This window comes from Ruegeria sp. YTSA144 (assembly GCF_059610125.1).
Window position 1 is genome coordinate 132,031 of the sequence record NZ_JBXWNA010000004.1, and the last position, 24,666, is coordinate 156,696.

The window sequence follows — 24,666 nt, forward strand, 5'->3', positions numbered from 1 at the left end:
TCGTTTTCTGTGAGATGGCAGATATTGTCCTCAAACGGGTTGCGGCCACTACATATAGATTTGCGATATGGATTAATTGAAAACTGAAACCCCAAATCAAGCGTGTTGGTCCACGAATTCGAAACAATAAAGGGCCGATTCCTCGGCCCTTCGAATCGCTGCAATGCAGCTCAATCTTGACGGGAAGACGTCAGGTTCCGGTCTTCGGTTGTGCCACCGCAACCGAGCTACCAGCCCAGGCAAGGTTGTCGCCCAGCTGCGCCAGAATGCTGATTGCGTCCTTCAACGGCGCGTCTCCGCTTTCGAATTGCAGCAACAAAAGCAAGTCTGTCGCCTTTTCAAATTCTGCGGGAATCCAATCAGCTTCGGGGTCGATTTCACCACCTTGCTCCAGTCGTTCCGCAAAATCTTCGACGATCTCCTGACAGCTGTTCAGAAAAGCGGCCGGTTCGATGTCAGATGTTTCACGTAAATCTTCATAGATGCTTGCTATTGCGGCCAACCAGTCCTCGAGAATGGGATTGTTCAACGGGGGCAGGGCAGATTCCAGCGTTGACTGCATCGATGCGGTATCATTCGAAACAGGCTCTGGCTCTGCGCCCTTCAGCGCCTCAAGATAAGGCAGGAAGTCCTGCTGCAAATCTTTCCGCGCAGCCTCGAGATCGCCGCGACGCCGGTCGGAGGCCGCTTCCAGCACGTGTTCCGCAAGGTTCTGTCCGCCGCAGGTTTCCCAAAGCGCAAAGTCGGGCTCGGGCTCCTGCGCCATGGCACGCACCGCAACCGGCGTACCAATTGGGACAACAGCGCGGAACATTCCTTCCTTTTCCTTGTTCAAACGCGCAAGGACGCGGTCCAGGGCACCCTGAACCGGTGGCAGATCAGCATGTGTAACGGCCAGCAGGCTGTTGGCCCGCAATTCGGGGGGCACCTGGGACCACAGGTGGCGCTCGGTCTCGCGCCAGGCATTGGTTCCATTTGTGCACCAGATGGCACAATCGACGAATTTCAGCAGATCCAAAGTCGGCTTGTAGGTATCATCGAGAGCACCCGAGCCCGGAAGATCAAATAGCGATATTTCCTTGAGAGCCGGTGTATTGATACCGACCGATATGAAATCGGGCTCTTCCTGGGCGGCTTTTTCCAGCACTATGCCTGAATAGGTCTTTGGCTCCCTGTTCCACCAACCGACAGTCGTTTCAGGCGCTTCCGCGTAGGCGACGATCACCAGAGGCAATTTCAGATGCTGCGGGCCGGTTGGCAGAATGTCCGCGCCAGCCAGCATGTTCGCCAGACTTGACTTGCCTGCGCCGAATTCCCCGGCGAAACCGATATTGACCGCATTTGACAGACGTTCGGCGTGGGACAGAGCCCGCGCGCGCATATCCTCCAACGCCGCGTCCGGCGTCAGGTTTTCAGTTGCGGTCAGGAAGCGCTCCAGTTGGCGTACTTCCTTTTCAGTTCCGGGAAATTCAATCATTCCGCAGCCTTTGCTTGTCTTTCATCCGCATCGGGTGTTCCAAAAACCGTCTCCAGCTCGGCTGCAATGCGACGCGCCCTGTCGAATGCACCTTGTGCCTCCGCCTGGGCGTTCAGTTCTCCTGAGTTGGAACGATGTTCAAGATGACCGGCCAGAAGGGCCATATAGTGGTCCAGAACCGTGTTCAGCCGTTCCAACAGATCGTCGCGAGTCGTGTCGATCAGGTCATCCCCGATCAGCTCGAATTCCTGCACGATCAGCCGTTCTGCACGCGCCACAACGCTATTGCGCGAGATCAGACGAGACAACCAGTTTACACGCAATTCAACGGTAATGCCACGGGTCAGGGCGGTGGTGTCCGGCCGGAACCAACGTACAGCACTGGTGTTCATGCGATTGTCGACCGGCTCTTGCCATCCCGGCAATGCCCGCAAGGCGGCATTGCAATGCATGTCGATCGCGTAAAGCTCGCTGAGCATGCGCTGCCGAACAACTTGCGATGCCCCCTGTACCAGTTCACGCATACGTTCGCGCAATGGTGTAAAATTGAGCTCGGTCTCTCCACCTTTTGCCAGCAGAGGCGACTGGCCGTCCGGCCCGCGCACAACGATAGCCACCGATTCCGAGACAGTGTCATCCATGACCCCGCGCAGATTCGACAGGACATCATCCATGTCACGCGTGATCTCCCGCGTTTTTTCAGCAATCAGCTTGCGCAGGTCGACAAGTGTCTTGTCGCTTTCATCGGCATTTCGAACATCCGAGCCGTCTTCATCTTGCAGCGCCCGCAAACGAACCTGAGAGCGCTCAAGCTCTCCGCGCGCGAAGCTGTCGAGATGTTGCCAGGCCATCCGCAACTGTTCGTTGATCGGTCCGTCCGTCAAAGCCTGGGTGACATGACGGCGCAGATCGGGCAGGCCGGACGCGATCATTGCGGCAAAGCGCAGAACCGCTTCGCGACTGATCGGTCCGGGGCCTTGTTTGATCTCGGCCACACCCTTGAGGTATTGCTGCATCTGTTCCGGGTGGGCGCGCAGCCATGCCAGAACGTGGTCGTGGTTCACTCCGGTTTCATCGCCGGTCAAAGCATAGTGCGCCCATTGCGCGCTGCCCATCAGGACATCGATGTTCGAGTTGCCGAGCGCCTTTTCCAACCCGTCCAATACGTCCAGGCGAACCTTGGCAGCGTCTTCGGCGCCGCCGCCCAGTTCATCCACACGGTTGATGAAGACGACGATCTGCCCAAGTTCCAACGCTTGCATCAACCGGAACAATTTCAGATCCGCGCGCGACAATGCCTGATGCGCGGACAGAACCACCACAAAGAAATCGGATTCCTTCAGATACTGTCGTGAAATTTCTTCGCGGATCAGCAGAGGGTCATTCACGCCGGGCGTGTCAGTAACCGTCAGTGGAAACGGAAAATGGCCCAATTCAAAATAGACCTCGGCCTTGCGGGTGATGTCGCTGTAAAGCCCGCGATCACTGCCCGGATCCAAAGCCCCGTCCTCGGACGGATCATCCCCGGCACAGACATATCTGGCCAGGTCATCTGACGTCAGTTCGTCCAGATCGTGCTGTTGGCCCAGCAGCTGCTCATAGCTGTCACCCAGACGCCGACGCGCCCGGACCTTCATGGCCTCGACCTGTTCCTCGATCATCTCGCGCTTGTAACTGTCCTCGTCATCGGGAAACATGTTGCGCAGTTCTTCACCTTCGGCGATCAGCGATTGCCATTGGTAATTGTCGAAGAAATGGAATTCGGCACCTTGCGTCCTGCCGGACGGGTGCCCGAAATGCATATCGGTGATAACAGTTGTCCACGGGTTGACATCCGAAGGCAAATACTCTGCCTGACCGGTGAAGCCGTTGATCAGACGCGACTTGCCAGCCTTGATTTGCCCGACAAACGCAATTGACGGTTTCAGATTGCTAAGATCACCAATGATGCGGGAAATGAACTGGCGCGTTTCATCATTGCTGATCCCGTTCATTTCTTCTGCTATGCGAATAAGTTCGCGGCGATGTGTTTCACTCATTACTCATTACCCTGGCTACAATAAAAAACAGATTGAAGTAGTCGAAAATTTGAATTCAACGGAGGCAATCATTTCTCTGCCTCCTGCAAAGAGGTCCACAGATTGACGACCGCCCCCAGTTTGCGGGCTTCGTGGATGGCGACCGCGATCTGACCACCGTCACTCAAAACGGCCAGACCGGCCCCTTTCCCGCCCGATGGCCGCATGACAATCAGTTGCGGGTCTTCACTCTCATGCTGAGAATCACCATCCCAGCCGGCAAGATCAGCCACAAAACGGGCCAGCGTATCCTGGTCGGGATACATCGGCTCAGATGGCTTGCATACGCCTTCCAAAAGCGGTGCGGCTTCGTCCGACCTGTCCACGAACACACGCCCCGAGGCGAAGCGGCTCGACGCTTCAAAAAAACGTTGGGGAAGTGTTTCCGCTGCATCAGTAGTTGCCTCGGCGGGCGGAAAGTCATCAACAGGTTTCTCAGTGCTCGGGACGACGGATACAATCGGTTCGGACGGAAGCTCGATGGCGGCGCAGGCGTTCTCGATTTCGCTGAAGGTGATACCTACCTCATCCACTTCAAGCGCTGTGTCCGGCCTGCCCGACGTCAACTCAAGCGGGGCAGGCGAGGCCGAGATCTCCGACACCAATCCAGCCAGCTTCTCGATCAGTTCGGCGCGCGATTCCGTTTCAAAGTCCGGAACCTCACCTGACGGTACCTTGAAGACATCCGTGATCCGAGAGCTGTTCACCTCAATTGCCAGACAATCCCCGTTTGCGGCGGTAAATTCCAACCGGCGTGGCAATACTGTGCCGCGGATTGCCCGCAATACCGCAGACCGGCGCGCGGCCGCTGTTTCCCCTGCGATCCTTACGGTCGGAGACAGCCGTGCGACCGAGGTCCGCCTGATGTCTTCAAGCAGGTCGAGAATGTCCGTGTCCATCATGCCGTGACCCCCTCTGGTCCCGTTCAAACCGCAGCCGCGACCGGCCCCAGACTGAGATGTGATTTGGTAAGCGCCAGTCCGACATTCGCACTGTTGCGACAGATGTAGCAGACCACATGATCAGGATATTCCTTGGTCCGCAAAAAGATGTTCAGCCTATCCTTGGAAAAAACGGCGACTTCCCCGAAACCAGCGTTTTCTTCGTCCGCACTGCCAGCCTGACGCAAGAGCGCTTCAAAGGCTGCAACCCCTTGCCCCTGAAACAGATTGGCCACAGCCACCGCCAAAACATCCAACGAATCCGCGCAGTCAGGATCAGAAACAGAGCTGCCCAAAAGCATCCCTGTCTCCATGTCGATATACCCGGCTGCAATACAGTCGGGTATCGTTTCCATGGCGGAGTTCAGTGCGGTTTGAATAGACATCTAAGCCATTGTTTTCATTTATTAGTTTCTCACTACTTCGATTCGGGCGCCCTTACAATACATGCCATTCAGCGCCGCTGTTTTCTTTGGCTTTCGGAATGGCTCGAAGTGCCTCTTTGGTCTGCTTTTCGTTGTGTTCTATGGCGATCTGATCGAACTCGGCCAGAAAAGCCTTGAATACGTTCTTCAGCCCTTCTGCATCCTGCGGCAGGTCTTCATTTCTCGAAACCTCCTGCCACATATCCGACGCGCTGAGGGGCGATCCAACCGCAACTTCGGGCAGGCCACCCAGCGTGGCAACGTTTCTTTCAACTGCATCAACCTGTTCGGTGGTGGCCGCTTCGATCAAACCGCTGGTTTCGGGTTCCGGCTCATAGTCATCCGCATTGTTGCCGGTTTGCGCGGCCATCAATGCCGTGATCGAGGATACGGAAACCTCTATGCCGCGATCTTCCGCCAAATCGGCCTGCTTGGATTCCTCGTCTTCCCCATCCGGCACGATCGAGGTCTCTTGCATCGAAGTGTTCAGCGAGGCGATCACATCATCGGACTCGTCAACAGCCGCAAGAGGCGCGGGGCTGATTTCAGCATCCTCCAGGGCGCTCGGGGCATCATCCAATGAGTCTTCCAGATCGGCGTAAACGGACAGCTCGAATTCGTCTTCGTCATCCTCAAGGCCCGCGACATTCGTCAATTCCAGCGGATCGTTCGACGTGTCCTTGAACAAGGAACGCAGATCATCGCTTGTGTCAGGTTCAACGGGCAACGGTACCGGCTCTGACGTCATCTCTGCGCGCAGCCGTTCAGCCTCTTCCGCATCGATCCGAACCCGTTCGGCCTCATCCGAGCGCCGCTCGACCCGGGCAGGTCGTACCGGGAAGCTGGTAACAACTGTTTCGCCTTCAGCGTTCAAGGGCCCGGTGGCTTCCAGCGGGTTTACCAACCTCAAGGGTGTGGCTTCGTCTTTGGCTGTCGGCTCGTTTGATGAACGGGCAGGGCGCAAAGGTTTGACTTTGGGTGCGTCGGCCTGGCTCTTGTCGATCTGGTACCGAGCCAGCTGGTCGGCGCGGTTGTCCATAATCTGTTCCGTGATCTCCAGGAAACTGTCGATCATCTTGCCTCCGCCGCTGCGTGACCACATCTCGGCATCGCCTGTCTTGTCCCGGGCAGTGATCGCGTCGCGAGCCGAGAACAGAATGGACCGATTGAACAGGTGACCCGCCTCGCGGTTAACGCGGCGCAGTACTTTTTGGCGGTCTTTGAGGCTCAGGGCATCTGCCCGCGTCACCAGAAGCAAAGAATTGTGCTGCAACCGTTCGGGCAGGGAAACCCATGTCGCGCGTTCGGTTTCGCGCCAGGCTTGCGTCGCGTGGGTACACCACAAGACGCCGTTTGCCTGACCCACCGCACGTTGCCATACATCCGTCGAGATCTTGGGATCCGAAATGCCGGGCGTGTCGATCAGGTCCACTGCTTCCAGAATATCGGCCTCAAGATAGATACGGATGAACTGTGCGTCATTGACACCAACGGTTTCAAGCTGATCCAGCTCGATCAGTTCGATACTTCCATCATGACGTTTGATATAGGGAGCCTGATTGCCCCAGCTAAACCAAACCGGTGGCAACTGGGTTGCCGTCACCTGCGTCGGCAAGGTCTGCGTCCGCAGCAAAAAGTTCATCAACGTGGACTTGCCGGCGCTGAATTCGCCCATCAGGGCGAAAACCGGCTTGCGGCGGGACCACTGCTCGATGCGTTCCCATGCCTTCGGTGAAACAAAGCGTGTTTGTGTATCTTTTGCCATTTTTCTACTTATGCCGCTTCGTTGCTTAGATCTTTCAGTATGTCGCCCAGAATCTCGTCCTTGGATTTCTGAGGCTGCAAACCCGCCATCGCAGCCGCAGTCTGACCCGGATTCTTGTCGGCAGCAGACGAGATGCTCAGCAGGGTTTCCTTCTGCTCACGCAAGAAATCCGTAAGAATCGCACGGACGTTTTCCAGCACCGCTGCAATCTGGTTTTCCTCGATATCCTTGGTGATCGAATTTGCCTCGGACGCGATCAGCCGCGTGTAATCCGCCGCGTATGCCTCAAACCCCTTTCGGCGTTGCCACCAACGTCGCCACCAAGTGCTTTGCAAGTCCAGTGCAATCGTCCGGCCGATACCCAGAGGTGGCGGAACACGGGGAACAATGGGTGCTTCGATGCTGAATTCGCCCAGATGGTTGCCAAGTATTTTGTGATAAAGCGCCTCAACATCCGCAGCGGCGGTTGCATACAACGCCCCGGCGTCTTTTCGCATGGCGCGGGCAAAACTGAAATAGGCAGCCTTTTGCAACGTCCGCAAACCTGCGGGATCGTATTGCCACGTGCCTTGTTCGCCATTTTTTTCAAGATGCGCGATCAGAGAGTCCGTCGCGCGTTTGACGAAATTGTCCTCGGCTGACTTCAGACGCTCCAACACTTTGCCGCGCAACGCATTTGTCAACTCGGCTGCTTTCTTTTCGTATTCAGCTGACACCGTGTTTATCGCTTCTTCGGGCGACACGCCGTCAAGATCCCGTGCAACGCCTTCGCCTTCCGACAGATTCTTGGCAACCGCAGTCGCGCGGATCTGACTGGCAATGTTACGGGCCCGATGGCGGACGCGGTCCATCAGGCGCGCTCCGGCACCTTCCGCAATGCGCTCATTCATGGCCAGCAGCAGATCGGGCAGACCGGAAAGCGCCCAGATTTTGTCGAGCGAGGCCGCCTGATCACCGAAACCGGCCGCCAGGTAGAACGTATTCAAAGCCTGGCGCGACTCTTCTGTCAGAATATCCGGGTTCCCGGTCAACGCCGCTTCGGCCCACAACGCGCTGCCAAAAACGACGCTGGTATTGGTGTCGATATTGTTCTGTTTCAGCGTGTCCTGAATGCGGTCACGGATCTCTGGCACCTGTTTCACAGGATCGGAAAGTTCGTCGATCCGGTTGACGAACAGGATGATCTGCCGGTTCTCGAACTGCGCGATAATGCGCATTAGGGCCATGTCCATCGTCGTCAGGGCCTGGCTTGCCGCCAACACCACAACGCAGACTTCAGATCCGCGCAGGCTGCGCAGCGTGATTTGTTCGCGCACCATGAACGTATCGTTCACACCGGGCGTGTCGCACAGTTTCAGCGCGATGGGGTATTGCGGAATGTCCATATACAGCTCGGCTGATTTGGTAACATCGGCAAACCGGCCCGTTTTTGGATCAATATCGGGATCATCTTCATCGCCCAGGCAGACATAGCGCTGAATCAGTTCCTCATCGAAATGATCATACTGATGACTTTGGCCCAGGATCAGGTCGAAATGCTTGCCAAGACGTTCCTCTGACTTGGCCTTCATTTCACCGATCTGACGGCGGATGTCTTCCATCTCGTCATCTGCGCCGGCGCGATTGGCCAATTCACCAAGACGACCGCCGCCGACCATCAGGTTGTCCCATTCTTCCTGCTCGAAAAACGTGAACTTGGCCTTTGTATCACCGGGCGGGCGCGTGTTGATGTTCAGGGTCGTAACCACCGACGTCCACGGGTTGACGTCTGACGGAAGCAGGCCAGGGCGCCCGGCAAGAATATTGACGATCGAGGATTTTCCGGCCTTGACCTGGCCCACCATCGTGACGCTGGCGGTAAAATTTTCCATCCGGGTCTTGAGGGTCGCCAGCCGTGCCGAGGAGCGCGCATCAGCCACCTCAGTCAGTTGATCAATCTGAGCCGTCAGTGAAGCCATGGTCGCCGTCATCGGTGCCAGTGCTTCGTTGCCTACAGACAAAAGGTGATCGTTGCGCGCCATACTTAACCTCCGGTTCCCGTTGCAGCAATTTGGGGTTCGTGTGCAACACGCCCCGCCGGAACGCTTGTCAGAGTGTCGATTCGCGCGATCAGGTCCAATGCATTGCCCAGTATTTCGGCTTCGGCCCGGGGTGAAATGGTCTCGTACGATTTGGAATCGGCCAGAACTTCGATCGAGCTGAAGCGGTCGCCGTTTTCGAGGCATGCAACGCGGCGCCCGGTCGGGAAACCTTCGGATTTTGCGGCGGGTAACGGCATGCGGGCGTTCGCAAGCAGATAATGTTCACCCGAATGCGTTCGAAGGGAAATGCCAAAGCCTGTGGTCGGATGGTCGCGATTCAGAGTCTTGAGCTCACCAAGGAAACTCTCACGAGCGAAGAAGACGGCTTCTTGCTCGGCGGCAGCGGAGGGATTCAAATCGGTCACAGCAGAAAGCCTTGTATTGGAGTTGAGCAAAAATACTCGTACCGGCGCCAAAGTGGCAAAAAGACTCATTAACTCCTGATAAACAACAAGTACCTTCAAGGCGGTGTTATTTTGGCGCGAATAAGATTTTTTAGCGGTTGAATTGTGGCGGCAATGTGGTCGACCTCGCATAAGAATGCCTCAACCGACGCGAGTATTTCAAAGCGGCAGAACAGACAGTGAAACGTCTGGCAAGCTTGTATGCAGGCATAGTCGGCACAGTCAAAAGGGCAAAGCTGATGTCTTTTCAGGTCCACTCGAATGAATTGAGGGTTGAAAGCCTGTTGGCTTCATACTTTCAAAAAAAACAGATATTTAAGTTGCGCGGCTTTTCTGAAAGCACCGAATCTGGCGGATGGAGCCATGTGCCCGGGCAGATCCAGCATCACAGTCTGCGACAGTTTTCCGGATCAGACTGCACCAACTCTGGTCCGTTGAACTCTGATTCTCCACCACTTTTGGAGGCACAAGTTTCGACCTGTAGTTCTGGCGTTTATTCAACGTTAGCGCGTTTTTGACCGGCTTGACTGTGCCGAGCGTCAACCTGTGACCCAAAAGCGGAAAAGCAATGTCATACAGCTGCTTGCAAACCAGTTGCAAGGGGGGGGCAGACGCCTCTGGTTTCGCGGCCTTTTTGTTGCTTGCTGTATCAACAAGGTCGAAAACAGGTTGCAGTTTTCGACCAGGCAGCTTGGCAAGTCACAAACTTTGAACTCCTCGAATTTTCCCTCTCGCACTCCGATGCAAGCTTTGTTATTGACCGCTTCAATTCAGCGCTAATGCGCTTGGATGCGGGTGTGGCGAAATTGGTAGACGCACCAGATTTAGGTTCTGGCGCCGCAAGGCGTGGGGGTTCAAGTCCCTCCACCCGCACCAAATAAAATTACCATAATCATCATTATGCGTATTTTAGATGCAAAAATAATGGGATCAAATTATTGAGACTCGTCCCCCTTTGAATTCAACAACTTGAGATTTTTGCGCTTTTTGAATGCTTCGACGGTTCAAGCGCTTCAAGTCTACGTCAAACGGAAAACCAGTGAGCCTTTTCGCAACCTGGAAACCGGCGTAGTGTATCTTACTGGAGCATAGTTGATCAGCAGAATGCCCTGCCCCAGCACTCTGGGCGCGGAAGAGATCGGATACGCCAGAAAATGTTGCTGGCAACTCTCCAACCGAAAAAGGAGCACATATGTCTCGACTTTCAGAACGCAGAGATTTTGCCACCGAAGTCTGCCAGCAGGCCGGGGTAATGGCCAAAAAGCTCTTTGCAGATCGGGTCAATCTTGTCGTTGATCAAAAAGGCGCTCAGGACTGGGTTAGCGAGGCAGACAGGAACGTCGAGACTTTCATTCGTCAAAGGATCGCGGAGGCTTGGCCCAAAGATGGCGTTTACGGTGAAGAACATGGCGCGGCAACGGGAGAGAGTGGCTTTGAATGGGTTATTGATCCAATCGATGGAACCACGAATTTCGTGAATGGTATTCCAGCATGGACCATTGTTCTGGCTGGTGTCACCAACGGCCAAACGGAGATTGGTGTGATCCATGATCCGAACATGGATGAAACATTTGTCGCAACGCGCGGGGAAACAGCGACACTCAACGGATCACCGATACGCGTCGCATCAGGAGTGGCGTTGCGCGACGGAACTGTGGCCGTAGGGTACTCGAACCGGATTGAAAGCCGTCATGTTTTACCTGTGATCGAGGATCTGATCGAACACGGGGCGATGTTTCACAAAAACGCCAGCGGAGCGCTTTCGTTGGCTTACGTCGCGGCCGGGCGCCTTCTGGGTTATGTCGAGGAGCACATGAATGCTTGGGATTGCCTGGCTGGGCAATTGCTGGTCTCAGAGGCGGGTGGCGTTGTGGAGGATCAGAACGCGGATGCGATGATCCGAGACGGCGGGCGCGTGATCGCAGGCACGCCAGATGTATTCGAGACGTTGCGTGAGATCGCAGAGAACGCTTGGAACGCTTAGCGCCTATGCCAGGCGACCCAACATGAATCAGGTTTGAGTGTCGCCAGATCAGCCTGCCAGAAATGGCCTTGTGAGGGTTGGTCGTATGTGCGGTCTATCGAACAATCCGAGAGTGCGCACCAAAGCAATGTGCCCACTGCCCCATGGGTCACGATTGCAAGATCCCCGGCATCATGCGACTGGATTATCTCTGATACTGTTCGATGAATGCGTCTCTGCGCCTCGACAGCTGTTTCCCAACCACGATAGCTCTTATCCGGCTGAGCAAAGAAAGCATCGGCTGCGGCCTCGAAATCGTCCCGAGGCAAGTAACCGGTTGCGCTGCGGTCGTTCTCACCAAGGCCCAAGTTGCAATTCACGGGTAGCGCTCGTGGTTCAGCAAGAATCTCAGCTGTTTCGCGGGCCTTCCGCTCGCTGCTGGTCCATACTTGCGCCACGTTGGACAAGACTTCGCTGGATGCAAATGCAGTAGCGCGTTTGCGGCCCACAGTGTTCAAGCCCCATTCGGTTATCGGGACGGCCGGATCGATTGCGACCTCGGGGTGCGAGATGATAATGAGTTTCGGCATTTAATCCGGCAAAAGAACGGGGCCTTTGTCAGCAAAGCCCATTTTGATCTCGGTGCCGGGATCCAGCGGCGCATCGACGTCATCGTGAACGGCAAAAACCTGACCGAATTCACCGGTCAGCGTGTATTCCATCCGAACGCCAACATAGGTCGCCTTGGCCACCGTGGCTGGGATGCCTTGGTCTGAGCCGATGACCAGACGAGAGGGTCGCACGGCGATGGTCGCGGGTCCTTCGGACAATCCACGACGTGGTAGCGTGTGGCGATACCCTTCTATTTCTATCGTTGCCGCGTCGCCATTGATATCGACGATTTGGCATTCCAAAAGGTTTGCCTCGCCTATGAAATCCGCAACAAATCGGTCGTTCGGGGCATCATAAAGCTGGCGTGGTGTGCCCATTTGGGCGATTGCTGCGTTGCGCATGACAACAATCTCATCCGAGACCGCCAGTGCCTCCTCCTGATCGTGGGTCACGTAGACAACGGTCAAACCAAGATCTTGCTGGATAGCCCGAATATCCTCTCGCACCTGACGGCGAAGCTTGGCATCAAGATTGGACAGCGGCTCGTCGAACAGCAGAACCTGCGGCTCAAGAACCAGCGCGCGGGCGACTGCAACACGCTGTTGTTGACCCCCTGACAGTTCAGAGGGAAGACGGTTGTCGAACCCCTGAAGACCAACAAGTTCCAGCCCGTTCAGAGCGCGGCTGCGGGCTTCATCCTTTGCAAAGCCCGAGAAAGTGAGGCCATACATCACGTTTTCCAGCACGCTCATGTGAGGGAAAAGCGCGTATGACTGGAACACCATGGATACGTCACGGTCGGTGGCAGGCAATTTGGTCACGTCCCGATCACCGATCAGGATCTTGCCCGAGCTTGCCATTTCCAACCCGGCAATCATGCGCAGAGTCGTTGTTTTCCCACAGCCTGACGGGCCAAGCAGTGTGACGAGTTTTCCTGCCTCGACGTGCAGGTCGATGTTGTCGACGGCGACGACATCCTTGCCGAACACTTTCGACACGTTCTCAAAGCGTACTGGGGCAGCCTTGGAACCGATTTTGGTGTCGGTCATGGCGATGTCTCCGTTCCGTGCTGCGTGCGTCGACCAATCTGGACCCGACCGACGAGAAGTTGCAAAAAGCCGACCGCCGCGAGCATCACGAAGATCAGCGTCGTCGAATAGGCGATCGCAAGGCCATAGTCGTTGTTCTCGACCCGACCGATGATGTAGCTGGTCGCCATGTCATATTCTGCACTGACCAGAAAGATGACGGCCGAGATCGCCGTCATGGCGCGCACAAAGCTGTAAACAAGCGCAGCAAGTATCGCAGGGCGCAACAGCGGCAGAATGATGTTTCGGAACGTCTGCCACGAGTTTGCACCTAGGGTCAGCGAGGATTCATCCAGGCTGCGGTCAAGCTGCGACATGCTCGCGATCCCCGCACGAACGCCAACCGGCATGTTGCGGAAGATGAAGCTGACAACGAGAATGACACCCGTACCCGTGATTTCAATTGGCGGAACGTTGAAGGCCAGGATGTAGCTGACGCCGATCACTGTCCCGGGGATGGCGAAGGAGAGCATTGTTCCAAATTCGAAAGCGTTCTTGCCTGCAAAACTTTGTCTTGTCAGCAGGTAAGCGGTCACCAGACCAACGGCGGCAGTCAATGGGGCAGCAATGGCCGCGATGGTTATGGTGGTCCAGAAACTGTCCCAAGCGGCTCCGGTCCAGCGAATTCCCTCGTCTTCGAAGCGCACCGAGAATGCAGTGATGTAGTGTTTGATCGTCAGCGAATTATCGACGCCCCACAGCTCGACAACACTGCCGTAAATGATCATCGCGTAGACAACAATCGTGAACAGCGCCCAGCCCAGAGCGATGAGCAGTACCGGAGCAGAAAGGCCAGTGGGCATCAGTGGATGAACGCCGGCATCCCCTTTGCCGGTGACGGTTGTATAGCTTTTCTTCCCCAGCCAGACACGCTGCGCGTAAAAGGCGGAAAGAGTAAAGAACAGCAGCACCATGGCCAGAACCGCGGCCCTGCCCTGATCGTACTGAGCGCCGACGATGGCAAAGAATATCTCGGTCGAAAGCACGTCGAAATTCCCGCCCAATACAAGCGGATTTCCGAAATCGGCCATACTTTCGATGAAACCCAGAAGAAATGCGTTCGCAAGACCAGGCCGCATCAGGGGCAAGGAAACCGTTTTGAATGTCTGCCATCTGTTGGCGCGGAGCGTTTGCGCCGCTTCTTCCATCGACGGAGAGACACCTTCAACCACACCGATCAGAACAAGAAAGGCAATTGGCGTAAACGCGAGTGTCTGCGCGATCAGGATGCCCGGCATTCCATACAGCCAGCGTGTCGGCTGCGTGCCGAACAGTTCGGCAAAGAACCGGGTGACGGACCCGGACAGGCCAAAAAGCAGGATCAGCGCCAGGCCGATCACGAATGGCGGGGTGATTATGGGCAGAACGGTCAGAGCCCGCAACGCGCGCTTGTAGCGGAAACCCGAACGCGTCACGACCAACGCGAAACATAGGCCGAGGATCGTTGTGATGAAGCCAACGAGGATGGCAAGGAAAAGTGAGTTCCAGGCCGCACCGCATCGGGCGCCATGAAAACACCCCAGGCCCCACAGTCGATCATCGAAAAACTTCGAGAAGAAAACCGCAATGGAATATGCGCCGTCTTCGGTGATGAAAGCAGCGAAAAGCATCTTGGCGATGGGGAAGAAGACAAACGCGGTAACGATTGTAATCACGCCGCCGATGGCGCTTACGACAAAGACGTCACCGTTAATGGCACCCCTTGCCGCGATCCCCTGAGTCAGCAGGAACAAAAAGCTTGAGGCGCACATCATCGCGCCATAGCCCATGCCGAACTGACGGTCGCCCAGTTCGCCAAACATCGCCTCCAACCAGTTGAAGTTGAAACCTCTGATGCCAATGCTGAACCCCTGAGCGATCAGCCAGCCAAAGCCAAGCGCCCCTGACAGGATCAGTATGCGGGCGTAAACTGGATCAGATTTGGTGCGCTTCAACACCAGAAGCGGCAGGGCCAGTGCGATCAGGAGCGGCGCGAGCCAAAGTTTTTCGCCCTGCCCGATCAAAAATGCAGCGGGCGCGTAATCCTCATCGAATGGGTAGCCGTCCAAAAGCCACTCGAACGACCAAAGGCCGCCGTCGACCATATACCAAGGCAACAGGCAGAATCCGACCCACCCGGCCGTGATCCAGAAGATCAGGACCGGATGGGTCGTTTTTGAAGTTCGGTCAGTCATTTACTGCGGCAGAGTCGAAACCTCTTCGTCCCATTTCTGCAACAGACGCTTCCGTTCGTCTGAGGAACCATACTTTTTGAAGTCATAATCAATCAGCTTGATCTGGCTCATGTCTGGCGCGCTCTCCGAAGTTTTTGCGTTCTTGTTCGACGGTACCTGAAACGCGTTGACCTGAAGAGCAAGGTTCTGAGCTTCTGGAGACAGCGCCCAGTCATAGAACTTTTTCGCCTCTTCTTCGTTGCGCGCCCCTTTGATAATCGACATCGAGCCGATTTCGTATCCCGTGCCCTCGCATGGCGCGACGACCTTAATCGGGAATCCTGAAACGGCCTGCTTCACGGCGTCATGCATGAAGACGATACCAATGGTGTTCTCACCCCGACCGGCGGCCTTGATCGGCGCGGACCCGGACTTGGTATATTGGTTGATGTTCGAATGCAGACCTTTCATAAACTCAAAACCTTCATCCTCGCCGAAGATCTGCACCATCGACGCCAGCGTGGTATAGGCCGTACCCGATGAGTTCGGGTTCGCCATCTGAACGTGGCCCTTGTATTCGGGCTTCAGCAGATCTTTCCAGCAGGCCGGTTCGGGCAGGTTGTTGGCAGCGATAAGATCGGAATTGTAGCCGTAGCCAAGTGCGCCCGAATAGATGCCGATCGTTCGGTTTCCCGCGCTTTCTGCCTGGGATATCGCCCAATCATGAAGCTGGTCGCGCATCGGCGAAATGTATTCCATCGTCAGGCCCTCTTCGGCGGCCTGCAAATGCGGATCACCCGTACCGCCCCACCAAACGTCCCCTTTCGGGTTCGAGCTTTCGGCGCGTATTTGTGCAAAAGTTTCACCTGACGACTTCCGCGTCATGTTGACGTCGATGCCCGTGGCATCTTCAAAGCTGCGCGCCATCAGTTGGCACCAATCTTCTTGCGCCGAACAGTAAAGTGTCAGTTTATCGGCCTGTGCCGCCGACAGTGACGCAGCCAGAGCGATCACCGATCCAACCGTGGTGGATATCAGTTTCCTCATTTTTTCCTCCCTTTGAGCTTGATGCGTCCGGGTTTCCCGGTTCTTTCATGCCCTTCCTCATGCAGCCTTTCGAAGTTTCTTTATGACAATTTTGACTTCTGGATCGTCTGTCAGATTGTTCAGCAAGTCTGACAGGTCTCTTTCTTGAACCAACTTTGCGGCCTTTGCCGGCGAAAACCAGTGACGTGTGCGTTCACTTTCTTCCTTCCAGTGTCGCTTCAGCTTTTCGACGGCCAGGGGATAAAGAGTAACGCGGCAGCGAACGCTGCTTCGCCCCTCGTATCGTTTATCATAGTAAAAATGACCGATGGGCTGTTTCGAAATGGTGCCGACAGCGCCTGCTTCTTCTTGCGCTTCGATTTCGGCGGCATGCCATGGTTCTTTGCCGTCCATTAGCCATCCTTTCGGGATAACCCACCGGCCGGTATCCCGCGAAGTGACCATAAGAACGCGCAACTTGCCAGTCTTGTCCCAGCGCATCGGAAGCGCCGCAATCTGATCTGCCGTTTCGCTGTCGCCCATGCTGCTCCTCAATGCCACACGACCAGAAACCAAAAGAAAGCTGTCTTATTGGCAAATTTGGCCGGTTAACGCTTTGCCTTGGCTCGTATTCTGAATTTGGTCAGTCTGTGCACCTTTGCTTTGCGCTTGGAAATACTTGTGTTCGCTCGAATTCTCACAACCTTCCGTGGGTTATGCAACAAAAAATATTGCATTATGACCGAAAGCCCACAAAAGTAGGTTTCGAAGCCAAGTCGGGTCGTCGGATGTCCAAAACTAAAACGCGCGGCAGAATGTCTGAAAAGAACCAAAGCCGGGTAAAGAAGTCCGACCGGCGCCAACAGATATTGCTGGAACTGAAGCTGCGCCCGCACGTTCGCATCAATGAACTTGCACAGCGGTTCAACGTCTCCACCGAGACGGTACGCAGAGATTTCGATGCGCTGTCGAATGACGGCTTGATAGCGCGGGCACACGGGGGGGCGTCGGCCGCCGCGCAAGGGCACTATCCGGGTCTGGATGAACGAACAAACGCTCAGGTTGAGGAACGCGAACGGATAGGCGCCACAGCGGCAGAACTGATCCAGAGTGGTGAAACGGTCATGATCGATTCCGGCTCGACCACAATCGAAATGGCACGTGAACTGGCTTATAATGATACCGCTTGCACGGTAATCACCAATTCCATTCCCGTAGCTATGACCCTTGGCCATGGGGCTGCACAAGTGCTGTTATGCCCAGGGGAATTTTTGGCTACTGAGTCCGCAACGATCGGAACCGAGACGCTGGAATTTCTGTCCCGTTTCAACGTCGACAGGTGCATGATCGGTTCCTCGGGGTTTTCGACGGATGGCCCTTCAGAAACAGTGCGGGGCTTTGCGGCAGTAAAAAGGGTGATGCTGACGCGAGCCGAGAAACGGCACCTTCTTGTTGATTCCGGGAAATTCGGCCGGAAAGACCTGTCTCAGGTAGGAGACCTTAGTGACCTGGATTCGATAATCACGGACAAAAAACCAACAGGAGAATTGCGTAACGCTATTGAGGGCGCCGGGGTCGACGTTCTCGTTGCCGGGTAGATGTGAAATGACTGATTAACGGCGGACAAAAAGCACCGCACATGACTGGGAGGAAAACATGAAGATTGATATCAAACTATTGCTTGGGGCATCTGCAATCGCGCTCATGTCGATAAGTGGAACGGCGTCGGCGCAGGATTGTCCACGCGGTGACTTGGACGAGCGTTTTTGTGATGCCGACGGGGATTTGATCGCGGATATCCCCACGGACCCTTCCGAGCAGATAGATCCGGACACTTTGATTTTTGCCTATACGCCGGTTGAAGACCCCGCCGTATACAAAACTGCTTGGTCAGACTTTCTTGACCATTTGAAAGCGGAAACTGGCAAGGATGTCGTCTTTTTTCCAGTCCAGAACAACGCGGCCCAGATCGAGGCGATGCGTTCGGGCCGTTTGCATATTGCAGGCTTCAACACCGGGTCCAACCCACTTGCGGTAAACTGCGCCGGGTTCCGTCCGTTCACGATCATGGCTTCGAAGGACGGAAATTTTGGTTACGAGATGGAGATCATCACCTATCCGGGTTCGGGCATCGAAAAGGTCGAAGACATCAAGGGAAAGCAATTGGCTTTCACATCGCCTACATCCAACTCGGGATTCAAAGCGCCCTCGGCGATCCTGAAAAGCGATTTTGATCTTCTGCCCGAACGCGATTTCGAACCTGTCTACTCGGGCAAGCACGACAACTCGATTCTGGGTGTCGCCAACAAGGACTACCTGGCGGCCTCAATTGCGAATTCCGTCAAGTCCCGGATGATCTCGCGCGATGTGATCAAGGAAGATGATGTCATTACGATCTACAAGTCGCAGACCTTCCCGACCACAGGGTTTGGCACCGTCTACAACCTGACGCCCGAGTTGCAGGAAAAGATCCGCAATGCGTTTTTCAGTTTCGACTGGGAAGGCACGACTCTGGAGGCGGAGTTCTCGAAATCGAACGAAGGCCAATTCCTCGAGATGACCTATCAGGAATTCTGGGACGTCATTCGTAAAATTGACGCAGCAAATGGCGTCTCTTACGCCTGCCAGTAACTTCCGGCTCATCCGGCGGGCCTGAAAGGGCCCGCTCTTCACCCTAATCTGGGGCATTTCATGCTGCGTCTTCAAAAGCTGACAAAAACATACAAGACCGGAGATCAGGCGCTGAAGGCGATTGATCTTGAGGTTCCAAAAGGACAGGTTCTTGCGTTGATCGGGCCCTCGGGCGCGGGCAAATCGACCATGATCCGCTGTGTCAACCGGTTGGTTGAACCGACCAGCGGCGGTGTCCTTCTGGATGACGTAGACGTGACCAAACTCGGCTCGGGTGCGCTGCGGAAAGTGCGCCGCCAAATGGGCATGATCTTTCAGGAATATGCTTTGGTCGAACGCCTTACGGTGATGGAAAACGTATTGTCCGGCAGGCTGGGTTATGTAGGGTTCTGGCGCAGTTTTCTGCGGCGGTATCCGCAGTCGGATGTGGACGAAGCCTTCCGCTTGCTCGATCGGGTGGGGCTGTTGCACATGGCGGATAAACGGGCGGATGAACTGTCGGGTGGTCAACGCCAGAGGGTGGGCATCTGCCGCGCCTTGATACAGAACCCGAAACTGTTGCTGGTCGATGAGCCAACTGCGTCGCTGGACCCAAAGACCAGCCGTCAAATCATGCGGCTGATCACCGAGTTATGTCAGGAACGCGGATTGGCGGCCATCATCAATATCCATGATGTGGCGCTCGCTCAGATGTTTGTTCCCCGCGTCGTGGGACTCCGCTTTGGCGAAATTGTGTATGATGGACTTCCCACCGGCCTTACCCCTGAGAAGCTGACCGAGATCTATGGGGAAGAGGACTGGGAAGCAACCATCGAAAAAGTGGACGAAGATGAAGATGTCGAGGCCGCAGAATGAGCCATCGAGAACTGGACGACATGCTGGGAAAAGGCTGGCGTAAGCCTGCCTTTGTCAAGAACCCAGTGCTCCGCTGGGCATTGCTTCTTGGTTTTTTCGCCTACCTGATCGCAGCCTTTATGACCATCGAGGTCGATTGGGGCCGTGTCTATGAAGGGCTGGATCGGGGTTGGGCGTTTGTGCTTGCATTCACCAGCCCGGACTTCATTTCACGGTGGTCAGATATTTGGAGCGGCCTTCTGGAAAGTATCGTCATGACCGTGGCCGCGTCGGTCGTAGGTATCCTGATATCGATCCCGATTGGGCTGGGGGCTGCACGCAATATCGCGCCATTGCCAATCTACATGATTTGCCGAGGCATTGTTGCGATAAGTCGGGCATTGCAAGAGATTATCGTTGCCATATTGCTTGTGGCGATCTTCGGCTTTGGCCCGCTCGCTGGATTTCTGACGCTTTCCTTCGCCACCATCGGATTTCTCTCGAAACTGCTGGCCGAAGATATCGAAGCCATGGACAAGGTTCAGGCCGAGGCGATCAAGGCCTCTGGAGCGCGTTGGCCACAATGGATCAACTATGGAGTTCAGCCGCAGGTGATGCCGCGACTTGTGGGCCTTTCCATGTATCGGATCGACATCAACTTCCGGGAAAGCGCGATCCTCGGGCTTGTGGGGGCTGGTGGAATTGGCGCGACTTTGAACACCGCATTCGACCGCTATGAATACGACACCGCGGCAGCCATTCTCATTCTTATCATCGGCATCGTGATGGCTCTTGAATACCTTTCGGGAATTATACGAGCGAGGGTTCAGTAATGCCAATACTTGAACGCGACGATGCGCAAATCTGGCGTCGCCGGACAACAGGTCAGAGCTTGGTCCGTTGGTTCGGCTGGCTGTTGGGCGCGGCGATCTTTGTTTACTGCTGGCAGCTGATCTCGGAATCGACCACTTGGTTTTTCGTCTGGGACGCGCCCCGCATCGCCAATGATATATGGACCCGGGCAACGCCTCCTAAATGGGAGTACATCACCCAGTTGGGTCGCCCGATTTGGGACACGCTAAATATCGCCACCCTGGGTACAATCATCGCCCTGTGCATGGCAGTCCCCGTCGCCTTTTTGGCGGCCCGCAACACCACGCCGTCCGCTCTGTTCATCCGGCCGATTGCGCTATTGGTCATTGTCTCGACCCGCTCCATCAACTCGTTGATCTGGGCGCTTCTTCTGATCGCGATTATTGGTCCCGGTGTGTTCGCCGGTGTCATAGCAATCGCCATTCGTTCAATCGGGTTTTGCGCAAAGCTTCTTTACGAAGCGATTGAGGAAATTGATCACGCGCAGGTCGAAGCAATCGCGGCGACCGGTGCTTCACGCTGGCAGGTCATGGCCTATGGGATCGTACCGCAAATCCTGCCCGCGTTTGCAGGCATTGCCGTTTTCCGTTGGGATATCAACATCCGCGAGTCCACGGTGCTTGGGCTGGTTGGGGCCGGAGGCATCGGGTTGCAACTTTCAGCTTCGCTCAACGTTCTGGCATGGCCGCAAGTCAGCCTGATCCTGATTGTAATTCTGGTCGCCGTTATGATCAGCGAATGGGTTTCGGCGAAAGTACGAGGGGCCATCATTTGACCGGTTTCTCTGTGCAAGATGCTTTTGACGCCTACGAGGCTGTACGACATCGCCTGCCGCAAACCAGATCTACTGAATTGAGCTATCGCCAGGCGGACACGCTGGAGGACATAGCTCATGAGTTTGACGTGTTCCTCCTCGATGCTTTCGGGGTTCTCAATATTGGTGATACGGCAATCCCGGGCACGCCGGATCGGGTCAGGTCGCTGAAAGCCGCCGGAAAACGTGTTCTGGTTGTGTCGAATGCCGCTGGGTTTCCCCACGCAACTCTACTGGAGAAGTACACGAGGCTTGGTTACGATTTCGCCCCACAAGACGTGATCACCAGCCGGGTCACATTGTTGTCTGAACTAAACGGCCAAAGTGAGTTGCATTGGGGATTGATGGCGACCCCCAGTGCCGGCCTTCGCGATCTGGAGGGGCTGAAACTATCCTATCTGGAGGACGATCCGAAGCCCTACGAAACCGTCGACGGTTTTTTGCTGATCGGGTCGGCGGTTTGGACTGAATCGCGACAAGCCATGTTGGAGGCCGCTTTGCTGGAGCGCCCCCGCCCGGTATTGGTCGGCAACCCTGACATTGTCGCTCCGCGCGAGTATGGTTTTTCCAAAGAACCCGGTCTTTACGCGCATCGGCTGGCAGACCGGACAGGCGTCGCCCCTCAGTTTTTTGGAAAGCCTTTCGCCAATATCTATGATATTGCTTTCCAACGTCTCGGGCACATCGACAAGCCCCGGGTTCTGATGGTTGGCGACAGCCTTCACACCGACATACTGGGCGCACGAGAAGCCGGCATAGCTTCCGCTCTCATCTCGGGATACGGTTTCTTCGCAGGGCATGATGTTGAAGCAGCGATCATGAAGGCAGGGATAGCACCGAACTTTGTTTTGAACCGGCCTTGATGTCAGTGTCGTCAGAAAGCAAATCTTCTTACGCTTTGCGCGACATTGCTCAGGGCGAGCTAGCACCACGGTCAACCATTCAGGCAACCGGCCGCACTTATGCGGCTGGCCTTTCGATCTTGCTGAAGTCTGCGCAGAATCTCCGATTGGCGCCGTTCTGCCAGATGTGGGACATTCAGTCGGTCTCGCCAAAGCCTTTCGGCACCGGCAGATCAGGCAGAGTTGCCGCACGTTTTTGCAAGGCCCGCCCGATAACCACGCGGCTGATTTCCGTCGTCCCGTCCACGATCCGCAGCATTTGCGCAAGGCGGGACAAACGATCCAGACCGTAGGGCTGCAACAGCCCCGCACCACCCAACACTTGCGTACAGGTGTTCGCAGCCTTCACGGCGGCATCGGGCACGAACCTTTTCGCATGGGCGGCCATCAATGGACCTTCGGGCGTGCCAAGGGATTCTGCCGCCTTTCGGTAGAGAAGCTTTGAGGCTTCAAGGTCTGTTGCAACCTCGCCCAGCATCCACTGGATCCCGTCCAGATCGAGGTTCTTGCCACCAAACATCTTGCGGTTCTTGGAATAGGACAGCGCCGTATCCAGCGCAGCTTGCATCAATCCACAGCATCCTGACGCAATCGAAACGCGGGCAATATCAATCGCCATGAGCGAGCCTTGCAGGCCCTGGCCAATGGGCAGGATGATGTTGTCTTCGCTCACCACCACTTTGTCCATGTACATCTCGGCCAAGGGCAGGAAGTTGTAGGACGGGGTATCATAAAGCGGCCCAAAGCTGAGGCCCGGTGCGTCGGCGGGAATGGCGATCATCGCCATATCCTTGTGGCCGGGTGCGTCACTGGTCTTAACCACGGTGAAATAGATATCAGCTTCGGTCGCCAGGCTGACCCATGCTTTCGCGCCGCGGATCGTCCATGTGCCGTCACCATTGATCACGGCGCGCGAATACATGTTTGTTGCGTCCGACCCCGATTGCGGTTCGGTCAGGGCAAAGTTCGCCAGCTTGCGGCCCGAGGTCAGATCCCGCGCCCACTTTTCCTTGAAGGCATCCGTGCCATAGCCGCAGCCCGCGAAGGTACAGATGTTGTGCATCGACAGGGCAAAGGCATAAGCGCCATCTCCGAGCCCCAGCTGTTCGTAGACCTGAATGCCCTCGGACAGCGGCAAGGCCTGCCCGCCAAACTCTTCGGGGGCGTAGAGCCCCGTCAGGCCAGCGGCCCCGGCCTTGTCAGACGCATCACGGGGCCATGTCTTTGCGGCGTTCCAGGCGTCCACATTGGGCAGGATGACCTGCTCGGCGTGGTCGCGTGCGGCTTGGAGTATGATGGCGAGTTTGTCTGACATTGGTCGGTCCTTTTGTGAGCGGCTCTTTTCACATGACGCCACACTTCAGCACCTGCTGAGCAGGCAGCGGGTCAAGCTTCCAGAGGAGAGTCAGGTGAGAACGCCATGTATTGCGCAATATTTAGCAGGAGAAACTTCTTTGCTCTATCTCGCGTGGTGACAGGGTATTGTCCAAAAGTGACAAAAAGCGCGTCTCAGATATTCGTCCTGCGATACGAGCTGGGCGTGCTGCCGGTCCAGCGTTGAAAGGCCCGGTGAAAGTTTGCGGCCGAGGAAAATCCGACATCATGGGCGATGGCCTCAACGCTTTTGCGCCCCGCCTGAAGATCACGGATTGCGATGTCACGCCGCAGGGCATCCTTGATGGCCTGAAACGATGTTCCATCCGCATGCAGCCTGCGGATCAGGGTGCGCGGGGTCATGTGCATCGCGGACGCTGTCTGGGTCAGGGTTGCCGCGCCCCAGCCCGTTTGACCCAGATATGTGCGCACCCGCAGCGATTGGGTGTGCTCTCGCGAACTGGTGAAGATCCAGTCTCGGGGCGCGTTTTGCAAAAACCGGTCAAGATCAGATGTGCTGCGCGCCTGCACTGGACCCAGTGCATTCGGATCGAACGAAATCGCGGTGGCGCCTTGGCCAAACCGTAGCGGCGCCGGAAAGATGACCGCGTAATCCTGATCAAAGTCGGGGCGGTCAAACACGAAATCGACGCCCCTGACCGGAACTTCATGCCCCGCCAGCCAAGACATGAGCCCGTGGGCAAGTTTGAGTATCAGCATATGCCCGAATCGCTGAACTTGAGCCGCGCCCCGTGGCTTCAGGGTAAGCACCAACATGTTATCGGCGTCATCCAGATCAAACTGGTAGTCATCCAGCAACAAGTTCCAGAAGGTCGAAAAGCGATAAAGTGCCGATGAAAGTGACGTGGCTTCCCGGACTGTCGTCAAAAGATGTTGCAGGGCCCTCGGTCGGATTGGGCGGCTCCAAAGCCCCATCATCTCATCACCGGTCTCAACTGCGGCAAGTTGATAGAGACATACGATCTGATCCAGCGTGACGCGACCATGAGGGTGACGCGTATCCGCGACCAAACCCGACCGGCCGAGAAGCGATGCCATCTGAGCCTCGGGGCATAGCGTACGCAATGCCGTCAGCCAGTCATCGATAAACTGGCTGGAAACCGTGGAAAGGATCGTTGGTGCGACATTGGTCATGACGTGCAAGGAGGTATCACCAATTCCGGTCGAGATGAAACACGGCGCGTGCAGATGGTGGATTGTCGAT

21 protein-coding genes and 1 tRNA gene are annotated in these 24,666 nt (G+C 55.8%); 8 read left to right on the top strand and 14 right to left on the bottom strand.

Going from position 1 to position 24,666, the window contains the following annotated elements:
• Positions 1 to 190 precede the first annotated feature (190 nt).
• The 7 genes from AC2FF8_RS11100 to AC2FF8_RS11130 all read right to left on the bottom strand — a co-directional run bounded on the left by AC2FF8_RS11100 (position 191) and on the right by AC2FF8_RS11130 (position 9,231).
• Entirely contained in the window at positions 191 to 1,477 is a 1,287-nt protein-coding gene (locus tag AC2FF8_RS11100; RefSeq protein ID WP_496879704.1) for a dynamin family protein, read from the bottom strand.
• Entirely contained in the window at positions 1,474 to 3,516 is a 2,043-nt protein-coding gene (locus tag AC2FF8_RS11105) for a dynamin family protein (RefSeq protein WP_496879705.1), read from the bottom strand. Before AC2FF8_RS11105 ends, AC2FF8_RS11100 begins: the two co-directional genes overlap by 4 nt.
• 68 nt (positions 3,517 to 3,584) lie before the next feature.
• Positions 3,585 to 4,457 (bottom strand): hypothetical protein, encoded by an 873-nt coding sequence (locus AC2FF8_RS11110; RefSeq protein ID WP_496879706.1) that lies wholly within the window; start codon positions 4,455 to 4,457, stop codon positions 3,585 to 3,587.
• Between the two features lie 23 nt (positions 4,458 to 4,480).
• Positions 4,481 to 4,852 (bottom strand): hypothetical protein, encoded by a 372-nt coding sequence (locus AC2FF8_RS11115; protein WP_257600972.1) that lies wholly within the window; start codon positions 4,850 to 4,852, stop codon positions 4,481 to 4,483.
• An 82-nt stretch (positions 4,853 to 4,934) separates the two neighbouring features.
• Entirely contained in the window at positions 4,935 to 6,686 is a 1,752-nt protein-coding gene (locus AC2FF8_RS11120; RefSeq protein WP_496879707.1) for a dynamin family protein, read from the bottom strand.
• An 8-nt stretch (positions 6,687 to 6,694) separates the two neighbouring features.
• Complete coding sequence (locus AC2FF8_RS11125; RefSeq protein ID WP_170345366.1) at positions 6,695 to 8,707, bottom strand: dynamin family protein; 2,013 nt, start codon at positions 8,705 to 8,707, stop codon at positions 6,695 to 6,697.
• Positions 8,708 to 8,709: 2 nt separating this feature from the next.
• Positions 8,710 to 9,231, bottom strand: coding sequence for a hypothetical protein (locus AC2FF8_RS11130; protein WP_254439997.1), 522 nt, complete (start codon positions 9,229 to 9,231; stop codon positions 8,710 to 8,712).
• A 731-nt stretch (positions 9,232 to 9,962) separates the two neighbouring features.
• Between AC2FF8_RS11130 and AC2FF8_RS11135 the strand changes: the two genes are divergently transcribed.
• A tRNA-Leu gene (locus tag AC2FF8_RS11135) sits at positions 9,963 to 10,047 on the top strand.
• Between the two features lie 316 nt (positions 10,048 to 10,363).
• Positions 10,364 to 11,155: an inositol monophosphatase family protein gene (locus AC2FF8_RS11140; RefSeq protein ID WP_496879708.1), complete on the top strand. Its 792-nt coding sequence runs from the start codon at positions 10,364 to 10,366 to the stop codon at positions 11,153 to 11,155.
• Here AC2FF8_RS11140 and AC2FF8_RS11145 read toward each other — a convergent pair.
• The 5 genes from AC2FF8_RS11145 to AC2FF8_RS11165 are packed head-to-tail and all read right to left on the bottom strand — an operon-like array spanning position 11,152 to position 16,556.
• On the bottom strand, positions 11,152 to 11,724 hold the full coding sequence (locus AC2FF8_RS11145; RefSeq protein ID WP_496879709.1) for a histidine phosphatase family protein: 573 nt from the start codon (positions 11,722 to 11,724) through the stop codon (positions 11,152 to 11,154). The genes AC2FF8_RS11140 and AC2FF8_RS11145 overlap by 4 nt on opposite strands.
• Complete coding sequence (locus AC2FF8_RS11150) at positions 11,725 to 12,795, bottom strand: ABC transporter ATP-binding protein (protein ID WP_257600966.1); 1,071 nt, start codon at positions 12,793 to 12,795, stop codon at positions 11,725 to 11,727.
• Positions 12,792 to 15,008 (bottom strand): ABC transporter permease, encoded by a 2,217-nt coding sequence (locus AC2FF8_RS11155; RefSeq protein ID WP_496879710.1) that lies wholly within the window; start codon positions 15,006 to 15,008, stop codon positions 12,792 to 12,794. Before AC2FF8_RS11155 ends, AC2FF8_RS11150 begins: the two co-directional genes overlap by 4 nt.
• The gene (locus AC2FF8_RS11160; protein WP_257600964.1) at positions 15,009 to 16,034 is read right to left on the bottom strand and encodes an ABC transporter substrate-binding protein; all 1,026 of its coding nucleotides are present in this window, start codon (positions 16,032 to 16,034) and stop codon (positions 15,009 to 15,011) included.
• 57 nt (positions 16,035 to 16,091) lie between these two features.
• Positions 16,092 to 16,556 carry an NUDIX hydrolase gene (locus AC2FF8_RS11165; RefSeq protein WP_496879711.1) on the bottom strand — a complete coding sequence of 155 codons (465 nt, stop codon included), beginning with the start codon at positions 16,554 to 16,556 and terminating at the stop codon, positions 16,092 to 16,094.
• Positions 16,557 to 16,801: 245 nt separating this feature from the next.
• Between AC2FF8_RS11165 and AC2FF8_RS11170 the strand changes: the two genes are divergently transcribed.
• Genes AC2FF8_RS11170 through AC2FF8_RS11195 form a run of 6 tightly spaced genes read left to right on the top strand, consistent with a single transcriptional unit; the run spans position 16,802 to position 22,028 of the window.
• Positions 16,802 to 17,611: a DeoR/GlpR family DNA-binding transcription regulator gene (locus AC2FF8_RS11170; protein WP_496879712.1), complete on the top strand. Its 810-nt coding sequence runs from the start codon at positions 16,802 to 16,804 to the stop codon at positions 17,609 to 17,611.
• A 58-nt stretch (positions 17,612 to 17,669) separates the two neighbouring features.
• Positions 17,670 to 18,644: a phosphate/phosphite/phosphonate ABC transporter substrate-binding protein gene (gene phnD, locus AC2FF8_RS11175; RefSeq protein ID WP_170345390.1), complete on the top strand. Its 975-nt coding sequence runs from the start codon at positions 17,670 to 17,672 to the stop codon at positions 18,642 to 18,644.
• Positions 18,645 to 18,704: 60 nt separating this feature from the next.
• A complete protein-coding gene (phnC, locus tag AC2FF8_RS11180; protein ID WP_170345391.1) occupies positions 18,705 to 19,499 on the top strand; it encodes a phosphonate ABC transporter ATP-binding protein in 795 nt (264 codons plus the stop codon).
• Complete coding sequence (gene phnE / locus AC2FF8_RS11185) at positions 19,496 to 20,311, top strand: phosphonate ABC transporter, permease protein PhnE (RefSeq protein ID WP_152457392.1); 816 nt, start codon at positions 19,496 to 19,498, stop codon at positions 20,309 to 20,311. The genes phnC and phnE (AC2FF8_RS11185) overlap by 4 nt, the downstream gene beginning before the upstream one ends.
• Complete coding sequence (gene phnE / locus AC2FF8_RS11190) at positions 20,311 to 21,126, top strand: phosphonate ABC transporter, permease protein PhnE (RefSeq protein ID WP_170345392.1); 816 nt, start codon at positions 20,311 to 20,313, stop codon at positions 21,124 to 21,126. The genes phnE (AC2FF8_RS11185) and phnE (AC2FF8_RS11190) overlap by 1 nt, the downstream gene beginning before the upstream one ends.
• Positions 21,090 to 22,028: an HAD-IIA family hydrolase gene (locus AC2FF8_RS11195; protein ID WP_170345393.1), complete on the top strand. Its 939-nt coding sequence runs from the start codon at positions 21,090 to 21,092 to the stop codon at positions 22,026 to 22,028. The genes phnE (AC2FF8_RS11190) and AC2FF8_RS11195 overlap by 37 nt, the downstream gene beginning before the upstream one ends.
• A gap of 175 nt (positions 22,029 to 22,203) precedes the next feature.
• Here AC2FF8_RS11195 and AC2FF8_RS11200 read toward each other — a convergent pair whose 3' ends face one another.
• Positions 22,204 to 23,382 carry an acyl-CoA dehydrogenase family protein gene (locus AC2FF8_RS11200; protein ID WP_496879713.1) on the bottom strand — a complete coding sequence of 393 codons (1,179 nt, stop codon included), beginning with the start codon at positions 23,380 to 23,382 and terminating at the stop codon, positions 22,204 to 22,206.
• A 194-nt stretch (positions 23,383 to 23,576) separates the two neighbouring features.
• The gene (locus AC2FF8_RS11205) at positions 23,577 to 24,596 is read right to left on the bottom strand and encodes an AraC family transcriptional regulator (RefSeq protein ID WP_257601394.1); all 1,020 of its coding nucleotides are present in this window, start codon (positions 24,594 to 24,596) and stop codon (positions 23,577 to 23,579) included.
• Between the last annotated feature and the right edge of the window lie 70 nt (positions 24,597 to 24,666).

Coding starts and splice junctions, on each gene's coding strand:
- AC2FF8_RS11100 (WP_496879704.1), bottom strand. CDS start 1,477: ATGATTGAATTTCCCGGAACTGAAAAGGAAGTACGCCAACTGGAGCGC.
- AC2FF8_RS11150 (WP_257600966.1), bottom strand. CDS start 12,795: ATGACCGACACCAAAATCGGTTCCAAGGCTGCCCCAGTACGCTTTGAG.
- phnE (WP_170345392.1), top strand. CDS start 20,311: ATGCCAATACTTGAACGCGACGATGCGCAAATCTGGCGTCGCCGGACA.
- AC2FF8_RS11160 (WP_257600964.1), bottom strand. CDS start 16,034: ATGAGGAAACTGATATCCACCACGGTTGGATCGGTGATCGCTCTGGCT.
- AC2FF8_RS11115 (WP_257600972.1), bottom strand. CDS start 4,852: ATGGAAACGATACCCGACTGTATTGCAGCCGGGTATATCGACATGGAG.
- AC2FF8_RS11200 (WP_496879713.1), bottom strand. CDS start 23,382: ATGTCAGACAAACTCGCCATCATACTCCAAGCCGCACGCGACCACGCC.
- AC2FF8_RS11170 (WP_496879712.1), top strand. CDS start 16,802: ATGTCCAAAACTAAAACGCGCGGCAGAATGTCTGAAAAGAACCAAAGC.
- phnC (WP_170345391.1), top strand. CDS start 18,705: ATGCTGCGTCTTCAAAAGCTGACAAAAACATACAAGACCGGAGATCAG.
- AC2FF8_RS11110 (WP_496879706.1), bottom strand. CDS start 4,457: ATGATGGACACGGACATTCTCGACCTGCTTGAAGACATCAGGCGGACC.
- AC2FF8_RS11205 (WP_257601394.1), bottom strand. CDS start 24,596: ATGACCAATGTCGCACCAACGATCCTTTCCACGGTTTCCAGCCAGTTT.
- AC2FF8_RS11155 (WP_496879710.1), bottom strand. CDS start 15,008: ATGACTGACCGAACTTCAAAAACGACCCATCCGGTCCTGATCTTCTGG.
- AC2FF8_RS11105 (WP_496879705.1), bottom strand. CDS start 3,516: ATGAGTGAAACACATCGCCGCGAACTTATTCGCATAGCAGAAGAAATG.
- AC2FF8_RS11195 (WP_170345393.1), top strand. CDS start 21,090: ATGGGTTTCGGCGAAAGTACGAGGGGCCATCATTTGACCGGTTTCTCT.
- AC2FF8_RS11165 (WP_496879711.1), bottom strand. CDS start 16,556: ATGGGCGACAGCGAAACGGCAGATCAGATTGCGGCGCTTCCGATGCGC.
- AC2FF8_RS11145 (WP_496879709.1), bottom strand. CDS start 11,724: ATGCCGAAACTCATTATCATCTCGCACCCCGAGGTCGCAATCGATCCG.
- phnD (WP_170345390.1), top strand. CDS start 17,670: ATGAAGATTGATATCAAACTATTGCTTGGGGCATCTGCAATCGCGCTC.
- AC2FF8_RS11140 (WP_496879708.1), top strand. CDS start 10,364: ATGTCTCGACTTTCAGAACGCAGAGATTTTGCCACCGAAGTCTGCCAG.
- phnE (WP_152457392.1), top strand. CDS start 19,496: ATGAGCCATCGAGAACTGGACGACATGCTGGGAAAAGGCTGGCGTAAG.
- AC2FF8_RS11120 (WP_496879707.1), bottom strand. CDS start 6,686: ATGGCAAAAGATACACAAACACGCTTTGTTTCACCGAAGGCATGGGAA.
- AC2FF8_RS11125 (WP_170345366.1), bottom strand. CDS start 8,707: ATGGCGCGCAACGATCACCTTTTGTCTGTAGGCAACGAAGCACTGGCA.